We start from the raw sequence: 13,057 nt of genomic DNA, 5'->3' as shown, positions 1-13,057 counted from the left end.
CGGATGATTGCCGCGCGGCCTGACCGGCCCCTGCCGGGAATGTAGGGAGGGCCGCTCAGGAATGGAAATGGAAAAACGGACTGTATTCATGATGTAGGGTCATGCAAAACAGCCAGAACGGGCGCAAAACGACACAGGACCGTGCCGCTAAACCTGGGCGAGGATCCATGAAACGAAGGCATCCGCCGAGGGGTTCTCTACACCCAACGGCCGCACGATGAAGTAGCTGTTCTGCGTCTTGAGAGCGGTATCCCCCACCTGAACCAGCACGCCGGAGCGCAGCTCCTCTTCAATCAGGTAGGCTGGCACCAGACCAGCCCCAAGCCCTGCCGCAGCCCCGGCGATGACCATGGTGAACTGATCAAACTGCTTGCCGGGAAGCGCCGGGACGTCTTGTAGCCCCGCCTCGTGCATCCAGTCTCCCCAGGCACCGGGTCGGCTCTGGAGATGAAGAAGCGGCGCATTGAGAAGATCTGCCGGGCCATGGACTCCGTTTGTCTCCATGAATTGCGGCGATGCTACTGCAATCATCTCCTCATCGCAGAATTTGGTGAGCTGCGCATCCGGCCAGTTATCACGCCCGAAATGAATGGCGACGTCGAAACGTTCGTGAGCCAGGTCGAAGGGATTAATGCGTGCGGTCAGATTGATCCCAATTCCCGGATGCGCCTTTTCAAATCCCGGCAATCGCGGAATGAGCCAACGGCTGGCGAAGGTCGGGAGGCTCGCCACATTGAGTGTGGCCCCCGACATCCCGGCTGCAATGGCTCGATGCAGGGTCTGGGTAATGCGGCTGAGATCGTCTTCCAGTGCATCGGCGAGATTTTTGCCGGCTGGCGTCAGAACCACACGCCGCCCCACGCGCCGAAACAGACTGAACCCGAGCGCCGTTTCCATGTCGCGAATATGGCGACTGACGGCGCTCTGCGTCAGATTGAGTTCCTCCGCAGCCAGGGTAAAGCTCTGATGCCGCGCGGCGGATGCGAAGCTGCGCAGAACCGAGAAGGACGGCAAAAAGCGCCGCGCAAACCTGTCCACCATCGTCGAATAATGCTCCCCTGTGCGACCCGCCGCAGACCTGAACGCTTTTGATCTTATAGCCGCGTGGACAGCGAATTCACACATCCAGCAGGAAATTCATAGACGTGCGCCGATCAGGCATAAGCGAGGATGCTGCGAGCACTCTCCTCGTCCGTGATGAACACTGTCGGCTCAACCAGTTTCATGGCTCCGACGAGCGCCTCGATCTTGTCTTCACCACCTGAGGTCAGGATTCGCATCGGCGCCCGCCGCAGACGATCGACATCGACAGACATCACTCGGTCGTTGATCGGGTGATCCACCAATTGGCCCTCAATGTCATAGAAGTGGTAAAGTATGTCTCCGACCGCGCCCTTCTCCTCCAGGGCTGCCCGAACGGCCTCAGTGAGGTAACCACCTCGATAAAAGGTGGTGGCCGAAGCCAGACCGCCAATGGAAACGATGACCGCATCGAGCGTATCAGCCAAAGCCAGGATCTCATGCAAACCGCATCGCTCGATCAGGGCCGTCTTGGTTTCAACGCTGTCGACGACTGCAGGTGCTGGAATGAGATAACCGTCCCCCTGAAAGGCGCGCGCAAAACGCCAGGCAAACTCGGCCGGATTGAACCGTCGCGCCACGCCGACGCCACCCAACAGTGAGATCACTCTGAAATCCGCCAGTGGTCGAGCGCGAATGAACGGCAAGGAACCGAACAACGTTCGGCCCCAGCCGACACCAACCGACATGCCCGTTGCCATCACATCCGAGACAAAACTTCCAGTAGCCGCACTGATGGCCGGTATCGGGTCTGCATCAGGATCTGAGAGCGGCGCGACCACTGCACGTTCCAGACCAAAGCGTTTCTCAAGCGCCCGCTCGATACGCGTTATCTCTGCAAGATCACCTTCGATTGTGATCTTCACCTCGTTGCGGGCGCGCGCATCGGCAAGCATGCGCACCACGCTGACCCGACCAATGCCGAGGATCTCCGCGATTTCGTTTTGTGTCTTCTGCTCAACGAAATACATCCATGCGGCGCGCACACGCAGTCGATCCGTCTTGCTGGTCACGCCTCCCCTGCCCGGTACGATCGCAAGCTCTCCAGAACTGGTCGTACCGGCGGGCTGCCCAGCGGACTGTTTGTGCGCTTTGGCCTTGGTCATATAGTCTTCCTGCGTTGTCCCCGGGACGGATACAAGCATCTCGCTTGATTTCCGGGAAGACCAAAACAATGATGTCGCCATCGGGTCAATGCCCGGTAGCGGAAAAGTGCTTACCTGAGGATACTACTTTATGCTTCGTGATGCCTCGCAGGATATGGCGATTCACCTTAAGGACCGCTTGCGGGACATACGCGATTTTCTGCGTTCTCATAGGCATGAGCGGCAGGCGACAGCCGCCACAGGCAGAAATTTCAGCGATATGGAGACGCTTCTGGCACGCGCTGCGAGCATGCTCGATGACACGCTGACACTCGCCGAAACCACGTCTCGGACTGTTCTGCCTGGAGCGCAGCAGCACGAACTGGTCTTATGGCCGCTCGGCGATTACTTCACTGACTCCGGCGCGGGTGAACGCGCTTTCAGACGTCACATGTATCGCACAGCAAAAATCCTGGCGGCCACCCTCGAGCCTGCCGAGCCACCAGTGATTCGCGAAACCGGGTTCACCGCGGCCCATGAGGCGCTACGTCAACGGCAGGGCCACATGGTTCTGGCTCTGAAGAATGCCACCGGACATGAAACGAAGCGTGCACTGATCGCGGGCATGCTTGCACACCTCGTTCAGGACATTTGCCGCAGCGCTTTGAACGATCCGGCAGCGTCGCCTTCCACCCGGGATGCGAAAGCAGTCCTACTTGTCTTTGCACCGGGGCTCCTCGCCTCGGCGCTGATCGGGTCCGACGAGAGTCTCCCCGCTTCGGATTTGCTCGACATCGCCACGATGGCCATTTCAGCGCGTCGGGACCGGATGGCCCGCAGCCTTGCGGCGGACCAACCGATCACCGACCTGACGGCCGTCTTTGAGAGCCTGCTCACCCATCTTCCATAGACGGTTTGATCAGGCAGCGGTCTCCAGCAGCTCCGAAAGCTGTTTCTTGGTTGCCTGAATGGACGCCGGGCTCATGCTGAGCTCCGTCAGCCCCATGCGAATGAATTCCGGTATGAGATCTGGGCGCGCGGCGGCCTCACCACACATGCCAATCTCGATCCCTGCTTCCTCCGCAGCCTTTGCAGCCTGCTCAACGGCTGCCATCACGGCCGGATGAGCCGCGTCGTTAAGATTGGCGACCGAGGGATTGAGGCGATCCGCAGCCATCACATACTGGGTCAGGTCATTGGTGCCGATCGAGAAGAACGAAACCTCCTTTGCCAGTGCTGCTGCACCGAAGACCGCAGCCGGCGTCTCGATCATGACCCCCAGCGGAAATTCGCCGCAGGCGACCCCCTCAGCTTTCAGCTCGGCTGCGCATTCTTCGATGAGGGCGCGTGTGCGGCGCACTTCCTCAACATCCGAAACCATCGGCAGCATTACGCGCAGATTGCCGTGAACGGCGGCGCGCAGAAGCGCCCGCAGCTGCACCTTGAAGATATCCGGCCGATCAAGGCACATGCGAATGCCACGCCAGCCAAGGAAGGGGTTCTCTTCTTCCGGAAACTCCACGCCGGAGATCGGCTTGTCACCGCCGATATCGAGTGTGCGCACGATCACCGGATGATCCGGAAAGGCACGGGCGAGTTCCGCATAGGTTTCCGCCTGCATGTCCTCGGAAGGCAGATGCATGTGACGCATGAAAAGCAATTCGGTACGGAACAGGCCAACGCCCATCGCACCGGCCTCCTGGGCGGCTTCGACCTCTTCCAGCGAACCGAGATTGGCGGCAACCTGGATGACCGTTCCATCCGCCCGACGCGGCACCACATCCTTGTAAGCCTTGAGGGCTTCCTTTTCACGCGCGGCGGCTCCGATCATCTCCGCAAAACGGGCACGGGTCTCCGCATCCGGCTCGACCACAACCTGCCCTGTATGACCGTCGATGGCTGCTTCCTTGGCTTCACGCAACTGGTTGACTGCCTCACCAAGACCGAGCACTGCCGGTATGCCATGGGTGCGGGCGATGATCGCCACATGCGAGGTAGCGCCGCCATGTCCGCATACCACACCGCCAAGACGCTTGAGTGGTGCACGCGCCAGGTCCCAGGCTCCGATGTCCTCGGCAACCAGAATTGCACCTTCGGGAATGTCATCAAGGCGGGCGTCTTCCTGCCCAAGAAGCGTCAGGCATATCTGCCGCGCGATGGACTCCATGTCCTCTGCGCGGGCCGCCATATAGGCATCATCCAGCTTGCGGAACTCGTCCGCGAGATTTGACGAGGCCGCGATAACGGCGGAAACCGCATCAAGCCCACCGTCTATGGCGGCAAGCGTCTCATCGCGCAGCGCGTCATCAGACGCAATATCACGCAAGGCCGCGACAATTCCACGGTCACTTTCCTGCATACCGTCGGATGCAAGCGAGCGGTCGAGCTTTTCCTGGAGCCGCACCACAGCATCCTCAAAGCGTTTTTTCTCCGGGCCGACTTCCTCGGCTGAAAGCGTCTTGTTGGCAGGCACGATCTGTTGCGGGAAATGCGCAAAGACGGGGCCAAGCCCGAGGCCGGCGCTGGCAGCGACACCATGCAACCCTGCCTCAGCTACCGGGCTTTCGGCACTCGTGGCCGCTTTTTGAGGCGCGGCCTCTTTCTGAGGTTCAGACGGCTGCGCCGAAATCTCGCCGGCACCCTCTTCAATCCCCGAAAGCGGGTTTTCCAGATAGGCGATGAGTGCATCGACGGCCTCTATGGCATCGGCACCTTCGGCGCGGATGGAGACTTCGTCATTTTCCTTCACGCCAAGCAGCATCAGCTTGACCGAACTCTTGGCACTAACGGCCTTCTCTCCCTTTACGATCTCCACCTCACTCTCGAACCCCTTGGCGAGGCGTACAAAGCGGGTGGCTGGTCGGGCATGCAGGCCATCCTGCACTCGGACGATGGTCGAGCGTTCCATACCGGTCTCGTGTCTTTTCTTCGATTTCGTAACGGCGTCAGGCGCCGATGGTGATCACGGCATCCGCCTTCAACGCCGCGACAAGCTTGTCAGGCTCTACTACAGACGCGCAAATCTCACCAGGACGCTCCACGGCGGTCGCACCGTTAAAATTCACCACAACATGCCCGATCTCGCGCACCTTGTTCCAGGCTGCATCGCCCATGGCGGTAATCTCTGCAGATACACTGTCGCCAACGCTGACACGCGTGCCGGGCACCGGTGCATCGGTAGACGGTCCATCCTGAACCGCATGAAGAACGGAAACCTCGGCAAGTTCCTCCGGCGCACCATCAGCGAACAGAATCAGGACACCACCTTCCGCCAGATCCGCAACTTCCGGACCGACTGCGGTTATGCGCGTTTTGAGAAACACCGACATTCAAGAAAACTCCATGCAAACCGGAGCATCGGACCGAAAAGTGGAATCCGGTTTTCGGGCTATTCCGATGCTCCATCAATAGTTTAGATCGTCCGTTGTGCGTCCGGATGGACGCGCGGCGATCTGGTAATCGAGAGGCAGCGGCCGCCCCAAGGCAGCCGCCGCCTCCGAGGGTTACAGCACCACCAGGCTGACAGCCCAGGCGAGTGCCACGGAAACGGGACCCATGATCTGGCGGCTGATCAGCACCGCCGGGACGCCGATTTCGATCGTTTTCGGCTTTGCTTCACCCAGCGCGAGGCCCACGGGCACGAAGTCACAGCCCACCTGTGTGTTGTAGGCAAACAGGGCCGGCAACGCCATGGCGGGCGAAATCGTGCCATTGGCAATCTGCGGGCCGATGATCGCCACACCGATCACCTGCGCAATAACCGCACCCGGCCCGAGAATGGGTGACAGGAACGGCAGGCCACAGATGGCCGAAATGATGAGCAGGCCGATAATGTTGTTGGCCAGCGGCCCCATGGGCTGGGCAAGCACATCGCCGATGCCCGTGTAGAGGATTAGACCGATCAGCATGGTCACGAAGGCCATGAATGGCAGAACGTTACGAACCACCTGGTCGATGGTGCGACGGCCGGCGTTGAAGAAGATGCCCACCACGCGGCCCATCACGCGGCCAACGCTGCTGATAAGACCGACAAGACCACCTTCGTTGGACGGTGCAGGTGCCGCCGCGGAGGCAGTGGCCTGTTCGCCAGCTTCTGCGCCGCTGGCAGCGCCGCCAGCAACGGTCGCCGCCTCGCTACCGTCCGCCATCTCAATGTTCTCCGGCTTCACACCGGACACATAGATGTCCTCGGTGATGAACTGGGCGAGCGGCCCAGCCTGGCCGACGGGTGTGAGATTGACGGTCGGAATGCGCTTGCGCGGATACACACCGCAACGCGCCGTGCCCCCGCAATCGACAACGACCACCGCCATCTCGCTCTCAATCGGCGGGCTCTTGAAGCCGTCGACAACTTCGGCGCCGGTCATGTCCGCAATGCGCTGTGCGACCGGATGGATGCCACCACCGGTAACGGACACAACCTTGTTGCGCTGTGCCGTCGGTTCGATGACCAGCGGGCCACCCCAACCGGAGGAACCCTTCGTGATCTTTACTGCTTTGTATGTTTTCGCCATGTCCTGCCCCTCCCCTAGAGCTCAACGCCCTGGCGGCGCGCCATGATGGCGGTGATCTTCTCGGTCAGCATGCCCTTGAGCAGGATGACGACGAGGCCGACGAGCGCATACCAGATGGCCACGGTGATGTGGTAACCACCGGGAACAACGCCCTGGCTCTCAAGCTCGAGCAACGCGACAAGAATGCCGCCCCAGACAAAATACTCACCTGGATTGATATGCGGGAACAGGCCGAGCGGCGGATGCACATAGGACACCGCAGCATCATAGAATGCCGGCTTGTGCTTCTCTTCCAGGAATGAACCGAACGTGTACGCCATAGGGTTGGTGAGGAAGAAAACCGCAAGCACCGGAAGAACCGTGTAACGCGTGAGCGCAATCCGGCCCGCGCTCTGGGCCAGGCCGTGAACGCGCTTCTCGCCCACCAGTTCGGTGATGGCGTAGAAAGCCGTCATCAGAACAACCAGTGTCGGAATGATTCCGGTGACGAAGCCGGCGAACACTTCGCCGCCTTTCTGGAAAATGCCGATAAAGTATTTGCCCGCGGCTGTGAGCCAGCCGAGTTGCTCTTCCTGGGCGACCGAATCCAGCTTCTGCCGGAATTCCTCGACCGAGATGTCGCTGCCCGCCTGGGCCAGAACGACGAGATCATTTGCTGCCGCCTTGGCGGCCAGCTTGCCGGTAAGTGCGGCATCACCGGCCACAGCACCAGCCATATGCAGCCCCTGCATAGCCGTATCGGCATGCTGGGCCATTAGTGAAATGACAGACATAGTCCTCCCTCTCTCTTCTGCTCACCCCGGTGATTGAGCCCCGGTGAGCGTGCAGTCCCGTATGTCATGCGTTTGCTGCGGCCAGGGATTCCCGCAGCGGCGGTTCATCGCCCGCGCGCGTACGGTCTATCTGTGCCACCGCCTGGGTAATCGCCGCAGTAAGCCCCGGCTTGTCTTCGCCGAACAGCGCCGGCTCGGCCCGCAGCTGATCGAGGGACATGCCCTCGAACTCTTGATGTCGTTTGAACTTTGCAAAAACGGAGCGACCGCTCATGGTCAGAATGCGACGAACGGAAAGATCCGGAGCAACAACGACGATGGCAATCGCTCCACGCTTCAGAAAGCGCCCGTGAAAGGCGCCCGTCCCGACGAACCCGTCCGTGTATTTGTGGGTAATGCCCTTGAAGACATCGGAGTAGTGTCGCATCTGCAGCCACACGCCGTAGGACTGCAATGCCCATACGACCGCGAGGAGCAAAAGCCCCCATTGCCATATTGCCATCAGGCCGTTCCTCCCGAAACGCTCATCCCAAGCGTACGCACTGCAAACACCTCAATCCTGAAACTAAGAACATTTGTTTTTTGAAATGTCAAATTGTATATTCCTCCGAGCCCGAACGCGCCGCTTATTTGATTGGAACCAGCCTGCGGCGTGCTATTGTTCAGGCCAAGGAGTTCACCGTTGGATCTGGATTTCAAGAACGAACTTGCCGTCATGCCCGATCTGCGCCACCGGCTGCGCCAGTTGCGCTGGTTTCGCGCCACGTTTCGCGGCAATGCGAGAGCCGTAACGCAGCATTACGGTGTCGCGTTTGAGGTGAACGAAGAGAAGCTGACCCGAGTCTTCCTCGATTGGGTGGAAATGGTCGATGCCCACAAAGCCTACGCCCAGCTCGATCGAGCGGATTTCATCATTTATTCCGCAGGCCTCGCTCTCAAGGAGTTGATCCGGAACGCACCGGTCACCGTCGCGGACGGGAGCAGTGTGTCTCGCGGTGCCGACAACGCAGACATTGTGAAATTCTGGCCCGAGGGCTTTCTCTATACAAACTATTGTGTCTGCGCCATCGCAGCCATCTTTGAGCAAGAATTCGGCCAGGCGCCAAGGCTTGACCACTGCGCCGACGATCTGCGGACGTGGTGGTCTTACCGTGAAAACACGCGTGAGATGCCCGCCACAGCGGTTGCCTTTCTCGACCGGTTTCTCGGAGCAGAGCCGAACTGGGTCGCCCCTGACCTCGTGGAAGGGAGACACGCCATGCGCTCCGCGGTCGAGGCCGGGCGGAAAAGCATCGCCGCTCCCTCCATCTTCCCCGACCCGGCCAGCTGAAATTCAGCACCGGTCATCTCCCTTTCACACCAGCTCTACGTCAATTCTGGAGTTTCCATGAGCAAGCCCCTGATCATATTCGATTGCGACGGCGTCCTCGTCGACAGCGAACCGCTGGCCGCGATCGCCTATGAACGCGTCTACAACAAACATGGCCTCGCACTGACCCGCGATATCGTTACCCAGTGCATCGGCATGAAGCAGGCCGACATCATTGTCCGCATCGAGGAACTCACCGGTCACGCTTTCCCTGCCCATGCCGAAGGCGACATCTGGCTGGAGACCAGAGCCCTTCTGGAAGAAGAGCTAAAGCCGACAAGGGACATATTGCCGTTTCTTCGTAACCTTGAAGCCGCCCGCTGTGTTGCCTCATCATCATCGATGGAACGCATTGCCCTCAGCCTTGAAGTGACTGGCATTGCAGATTTCTTTGCCGACAATGTCTTCAGCACCTCAATGGTCCAAAACGGCAAGCCGGCACCTGACATTTTTCTGTTCGCAGCGGAAAAGCTGGGTAGCGAGCCTGCTTCTTCGGTGGTGATCGAGGATTCCCCCTTCGGCGTACAGGGTGCCGTTGCAGCCGGTATGACCGCCATCGGCTTCACGGGAGGAAGCCATACTTTCGAGGGTCACGCCGAAAAGCTGCTGGCCGCCGGTGCCCATGCAGTATGCACAAGCTGGAACGCGGTGGAAGCCGAGTTGACCCAGCGCGGCTTCATCCGTGAAACCGTGGCGGACATGTAAAGAAAATGGCGCTGCCCGTGATGATCCAGGCAGCGCCAGTTGACGCGGTCAAAGTTCCAGGGCTGTCCCCCGGTTACCCACCCCAATAGCGTCCCTCATCCCACAAGGAATGCCGGACGCTCCCCCTCTGCTTCCCCGGCAACGAGCCCCTCTGCGAACCGGGGATGCATATCAGACGAGCATTGTCATCGGATTTTCGATGACCTGTTTGAAGGCGGCGAGGAGTTCGGCGCCGAGCGCGCCGTCCACCGCGCGGTGATCGGTCGACAGCGTCACCGACATCACCGTTGCCACCTTCACCTCGCCATCCTTCACCACCGCCCGCTGCTCGCCAGCGCCAACCGCAAGGATCGTCGCATGCGGCGGGTTGATGACGGCGGCAAAGTCCTTGATGCCGAACATGCCGAGATTGGAAACGGCCGTGTTGCCGCCCTGATACTCTTCCGCCTTCAGCTTGCGCGAGCGCGCCCGTGTGGCCAGATCCTTCATCTCGTTGGAAATCGCCGACAGCGTCTTCTCGTCGGCGCGGCGGATGATCGGCGTGATCAGGCCGCCAGGGATCGACACGGCAACGCCCACATCGGCATGTTTGTGCTTCACCATGGCGCTCTCGGTCCAGGAGACATTCGCCTCCGGAACCATGGCGAGCGCCTTCGCATGGGCCTTGATGACCATGTCGTTGACCGACAGCTTGTAAGCCGGCTTCTCGCCATCCTCGGTCTTCACCTTCGGCGCGGCATCGTTCAACTGCTTGCGCAGCGCCAGAAGCGCGTCGATCTCGCAGTCGAGCGTCAGGTAGAAATGCGGGATGGACGACTTCGCCTCGACCAGACGGCGGGCGATGGTCTTGCGCATGCTGTCATGGGGGATGAGCTCGTAGGAGCCTTCCTCGAACAGTTTCATGACCTGATCGTCGGACATGGCCGGCTGTGCGGACGGAGCGGCAGAAGGTGCTGCATCGGCGGCTTTCGCACCACCATCCTTGCCAGCGGCTTCCACATCGGCCTTGACGATCCGGCCTTTCGGGCCGGAGCCCGAAATCGCCGCAAGATCGAGACCGGCTTCCTTCGCCAGACGGCGCGCGAGCGGAGAGGCGCGAACGCCTGAAGACGCTTCCACATTTGCTGCCGGTACAGCCGCAACGGGCGCGGCGGCCTCGACGGGGGCCGGCGCTTCAGCCTTTGCGGGCGCTTCGGCTGCGGCTTCGGCGGGCGCAGAAGCCGGTGCATCGGCCACCGCCTCGCCCTCCTCATAAATCCAGGCGACAACCTCACCGACGGCAATATCGACGCCTTCCTTGCCGGTGATGTTTCGAACGATGCCGGCGGCAGGAGAGTCGATCTCCATGGCCGCCTTGTCGGTCTCGATCTCGAACAGGAGATCGCCCTTCTTCACGGTCGCGCCTTCTTCCACATGCCAGGAGGAGATGCGGCCGGTCGCCATGTCCATGTCGACCTTGGGCAGGATGACTTCAACGGCCATGTCAGCGCGCTCCCGTGACAAGATCGCGGGCCGCCTTGACGATGCCGTCGACCTGCGGGACCGTCGCCTTCTCCAGCTCCGGATTGTACGGGATCGGCGTTTCCGCGCCGCCCAGACGGACAACCGGTGCGTCGAGATAATCGAAAGCCTCGCTTTCGGCGATCATGGCGGAGATTTCCGCGCCGACGCCGAGCGTTTTCACGCCTTCATAGACGCACATCAGACGGGACGTCTTGCACACGCTGTCGATGATCGTCTGGCGATCCATCGGGCGGATCGTGCGCAGATCGATAACCTCGACGTCGATATCCTCTTCGGCAAGCTGCTTTGCAGCGTCCAGCGCCTTGTGCACCATGATCGACGTGGCGACGATGGTGAGATCAGCGCCCTCGCGCCGGACCTCGGCCTTGCCGATAGGCACGGTGTAATAGCCTTCCGGCACCTCGCCCTTCATCTTGTAGAGGAGCTTGTGCTCGTAGATCATCACCGGATCGGGATCCTCGATGGCCGCGAGCAGCATGCCCTTCACATCGTGCGGGGTTGCCGGCTGGATGACCTTCAGACCCGGCACATGGCCGAGCCACGCTTCAAGGCTCTGGCTGTGCTGTGCGGCAGCACCCGTGCCGGAGCCCGCCGGAAAGCGCATGACGACCGGCACCGAAACGGCACCACCCAGCATGTAGCGCATCTTGGCGGCCTGGTTGACGATCTGCTCCATGGCGAGCGTCGCGAAATCGGAGAACTGAAACTCGAAGATCGGGCGCATGCCGGTGACAGCGGCACCGACTGCGACACCTGCGCCGCCCAGTTCCGAAATCGGCGTGTCCATGACACGGTCGGTGCCGAAACGCTCGACCAGATCGCCGGTGACCTGAAAGGCGCCACCGTAAACGCCGATGTCCTCGCCCATGAGGAACACGCGCTCATCACGCTCCATGGCTATGGCCATGGCTTCCTGGATGGCCTGCGCGTAGCTCAGTTCACGCGTGGCTGTCTCGACTTGCGCGTCCATCAGGCCTGCTCCGTGTAGACGTATTTCTCAAGATTGGCGACTTCGGGCATCGGGCTTTCCTTGGCAAACTCGATACCGGCCTCGATTTCCTTGCGGACGGATTCGCGGATGTCCTCGATGCCTTTCTGATCGATGACACCGAATTCCATCAGCTGGGATTCGAAGGCCTCGATCGGATCACGCTCGGTCATCCACTCCTCGATCTCTTCCTTGGTGCGGTAGCGGTTGCGGTCGCTCTTGGAATGGCCGCGATAGCGATATGTCTTGCATTCGATGAGCGTCGGACCCTCGCCATTGCGCGCGCGCTCGGTTGCCTCGTGCATAGCCTCGGCCACATCCGACACGACATTGCCGTCGACGATCACACCGGGCATCGCATAGGCGGAAGCGCGGTCGGCAATGTTGGGAACCGCTGTCGCACGGGCGACGGAGGTCGACATGCCATAGCCATTGTTCTCGCAAACGAAGATCACCGGAAGCTTCCAGATGGCCGCCATGTTCAGCGCCTCGTGGAACGCGCCCTCATTGTTTGCACCGTCGCCGAAGAAGCAGACGACCACATTGCCGGTCTTCATCTTCTTTGCGGTCAGCGCGGCACCAACGGCAATCGGCAGACCGCCGCCGACAATGCCGTTTGCGCCAAGATTGCCCGTCGACACATCGGCGATGTGCATGGAACCGCCGCGGCCGCGGCAATAACCGGTGATCTTGCCGAAGAACTCGGCGAACATGCGCGAGACATCCGCACCCTTGGCAATGCAGTGACCATGCCCCCGGTGCGTGGAGGTGATCTGGTCTTCATCGGTGAGGCCAAGACAGATGCCGACGGCACTTGCTTCCTGCCCGATGGAAAGATGCATCGTGCCGTGGATCAGGCCGCGCATATAGCTTTCTTCCGCGCCTTCCTCAAACTGGCGGATCAGATACATCTTGCGCAGCGCATCGCGCAGCTTTTCCTGATCATAGTGCCTGTAGATGAAAGGCTGGTTGGCGCCGTCTTTTTTTGCGGCGCCCTTCTTGGCCGTGGCCGACATATT

Annotated in this window: 13 protein-coding genes; 3 read left to right on the top strand and 10 right to left on the bottom strand. The window is 60.5% G+C overall.

The annotated features are described in order from the left end of the window. Nucleotides 1-147 precede the first annotated feature (147 nt). Together H7H48_RS13535 and H7H48_RS13530 are read right to left on the bottom strand one after the other, a co-directional pair. Nucleotides 148-1,041: a LysR substrate-binding domain-containing protein gene (locus H7H48_RS13535; RefSeq protein ID WP_229449587.1), complete on the bottom strand. Its 894-nt coding sequence runs from the start codon at nucleotides 1,039-1,041 to the stop codon at nucleotides 148-150. 113 nt (nucleotides 1,042-1,154) lie between these two features. Beyond that, the gene (locus H7H48_RS13530) at nucleotides 1,155-2,186 is read right to left on the bottom strand and encodes a sugar-binding transcriptional regulator (protein ID WP_229449586.1); all 1,032 of its coding nucleotides are present in this window, start codon (nucleotides 2,184-2,186) and stop codon (nucleotides 1,155-1,157) included. Nucleotides 2,187-2,316: 130 nt separating this feature from the next. On the opposite strand from H7H48_RS13530, the gene H7H48_RS13525 reads away from it, so the two are divergent. Continuing rightward, nucleotides 2,317-3,075: a hypothetical protein gene (locus tag H7H48_RS13525; protein WP_229449585.1), complete on the top strand. Its 759-nt coding sequence runs from the start codon at nucleotides 2,317-2,319 to the stop codon at nucleotides 3,073-3,075. A gap of 9 nt (nucleotides 3,076-3,084) precedes the next feature. Here H7H48_RS13525 and ptsP read toward each other — a convergent pair whose 3' ends face one another. The 5 genes from ptsP to H7H48_RS13500 all read right to left on the bottom strand — a co-directional run bounded on the left by ptsP (nucleotide 3,085) and on the right by H7H48_RS13500 (nucleotide 7,954). Further along, entirely contained in the window at nucleotides 3,085-5,073 is a 1,989-nt protein-coding gene (gene ptsP, locus H7H48_RS13520) for a phosphoenolpyruvate--protein phosphotransferase (protein WP_229449584.1), read from the bottom strand. A 37-nt stretch (nucleotides 5,074-5,110) separates the two neighbouring features. Then, entirely contained in the window at nucleotides 5,111-5,494 is a 384-nt protein-coding gene (locus H7H48_RS13515) for a PTS glucitol/sorbitol transporter subunit IIA (protein ID WP_229449583.1), read from the bottom strand. A gap of 174 nt (nucleotides 5,495-5,668) precedes the next feature. Continuing rightward, the gene (locus H7H48_RS13510) at nucleotides 5,669-6,679 is read right to left on the bottom strand and encodes a PTS glucitol/sorbitol transporter subunit IIB (protein ID WP_229449582.1); all 1,011 of its coding nucleotides are present in this window, start codon (nucleotides 6,677-6,679) and stop codon (nucleotides 5,669-5,671) included. A 14-nt stretch (nucleotides 6,680-6,693) separates the two neighbouring features. Beyond that, nucleotides 6,694-7,434, bottom strand: coding sequence for a PTS glucitol/sorbitol transporter subunit IIC (locus tag H7H48_RS13505; protein ID WP_007009751.1), 741 nt, complete (start codon nucleotides 7,432-7,434; stop codon nucleotides 6,694-6,696). A gap of 82 nt (nucleotides 7,435-7,516) precedes the next feature. Next, entirely contained in the window at nucleotides 7,517-7,954 is a 438-nt protein-coding gene (locus tag H7H48_RS13500) for a transcriptional regulator GutM (protein ID WP_229449581.1), read from the bottom strand. A gap of 180 nt (nucleotides 7,955-8,134) precedes the next feature. Here H7H48_RS13500 and H7H48_RS13495 point away from each other — a divergent pair, with 180 nt between their 5' ends. Together H7H48_RS13495 and H7H48_RS13490 are read left to right on the top strand one after the other, a co-directional pair. After that, nucleotides 8,135-8,782, top strand: a complete 648-nt coding sequence (locus H7H48_RS13495) for a hypothetical protein (protein ID WP_229449580.1) — start codon at nucleotides 8,135-8,137, stop codon at nucleotides 8,780-8,782. Between the two features lie 57 nt (nucleotides 8,783-8,839). Beyond that, entirely contained in the window at nucleotides 8,840-9,526 is a 687-nt protein-coding gene (locus tag H7H48_RS13490) for an HAD family phosphatase (protein WP_229449579.1), read from the top strand. Between the two features lie 171 nt (nucleotides 9,527-9,697). Here H7H48_RS13490 and H7H48_RS13485 read toward each other — a convergent pair whose 3' ends face one another. From H7H48_RS13485 to H7H48_RS13475, 3 genes are read right to left on the bottom strand one after another with little or no spacing between them, the layout of a single operon-like run. Then, nucleotides 9,698-11,008, bottom strand: a complete 1,311-nt coding sequence (locus H7H48_RS13485; protein WP_229449578.1) for a pyruvate dehydrogenase complex dihydrolipoamide acetyltransferase — start codon at nucleotides 11,006-11,008, stop codon at nucleotides 9,698-9,700. A gap of 1 nt (nucleotide 11,009) precedes the next feature. Beyond that, the gene (locus tag H7H48_RS13480) at nucleotides 11,010-12,020 is read right to left on the bottom strand and encodes an alpha-ketoacid dehydrogenase subunit beta (RefSeq protein ID WP_229449577.1); all 1,011 of its coding nucleotides are present in this window, start codon (nucleotides 12,018-12,020) and stop codon (nucleotides 11,010-11,012) included. Next, on the bottom strand, nucleotides 12,020-13,054 hold the full coding sequence (locus tag H7H48_RS13475) for a thiamine pyrophosphate-dependent dehydrogenase E1 component subunit alpha (protein ID WP_229449576.1): 1,035 nt from the start codon (nucleotides 13,052-13,054) through the stop codon (nucleotides 12,020-12,022). Before H7H48_RS13475 ends, H7H48_RS13480 begins: the two co-directional genes overlap by 1 nt. Between the last annotated feature and the right edge of the window lie 3 nt (nucleotides 13,055-13,057).

Source organism: Nitratireductor sp. B36 (assembly GCF_020833685.1).
Lineage (GTDB): Bacteria > Pseudomonadota > Alphaproteobacteria > Rhizobiales > Rhizobiaceae > Nitratireductor.
Note: the sequence above shows the minus strand (reverse complement) of the source record. Positions and strands in the feature narration are given on the sequence as shown.

What these genes read in the sequence shown, in the direction of transcription:
- H7H48_RS13535 (WP_229449587.1), bottom strand. Translation starts at nt 1,041, where the DNA reads ATGGTGGACAGGTTTGCGCGGCGCTTTTTGCCGTCCTTCTCGGTTCTG.
- H7H48_RS13530 (WP_229449586.1), bottom strand. Translation starts at nt 2,186, where the DNA reads ATGACCAAGGCCAAAGCGCACAAACAGTCCGCTGGGCAGCCCGCCGGT.
- H7H48_RS13525 (WP_229449585.1), top strand. Translation starts at nt 2,317, where the DNA reads ATGCTTCGTGATGCCTCGCAGGATATGGCGATTCACCTTAAGGACCGC.
- ptsP (WP_229449584.1), bottom strand. Translation starts at nt 5,073, where the DNA reads ATGGAACGCTCGACCATCGTCCGAGTGCAGGATGGCCTGCATGCCCGA.
- H7H48_RS13515 (WP_229449583.1), bottom strand. Translation starts at nt 5,494, where the DNA reads ATGTCGGTGTTTCTCAAAACGCGCATAACCGCAGTCGGTCCGGAAGTT.
- H7H48_RS13510 (WP_229449582.1), bottom strand. Translation starts at nt 6,679, where the DNA reads ATGGCGAAAACATACAAAGCAGTAAAGATCACGAAGGGTTCCTCCGGT.
- H7H48_RS13505 (WP_007009751.1), bottom strand. Translation starts at nt 7,434, where the DNA reads ATGGCCCAGCATGCCGATACGGCTATGCAGGGGCTGCATATGGCTGGT.
- H7H48_RS13500 (WP_229449581.1), bottom strand. Translation starts at nt 7,954, where the DNA reads ATGGCAATATGGCAATGGGGGCTTTTGCTCCTCGCGGTCGTATGGGCA.
- H7H48_RS13490 (WP_229449579.1), top strand. Translation starts at nt 8,840, where the DNA reads ATGAGCAAGCCCCTGATCATATTCGATTGCGACGGCGTCCTCGTCGAC.
- H7H48_RS13485 (WP_229449578.1), bottom strand. Translation starts at nt 11,008, where the DNA reads ATGGCCGTTGAAGTCATCCTGCCCAAGGTCGACATGGACATGGCGACC.
- H7H48_RS13480 (WP_229449577.1), bottom strand. Translation starts at nt 12,020, where the DNA reads ATGGACGCGCAAGTCGAGACAGCCACGCGTGAACTGAGCTACGCGCAG.
- H7H48_RS13475 (WP_229449576.1), bottom strand. Translation starts at nt 13,054, where the DNA reads ATGTCGGCCACGGCCAAGAAGGGCGCCGCAAAAAAAGACGGCGCCAAC.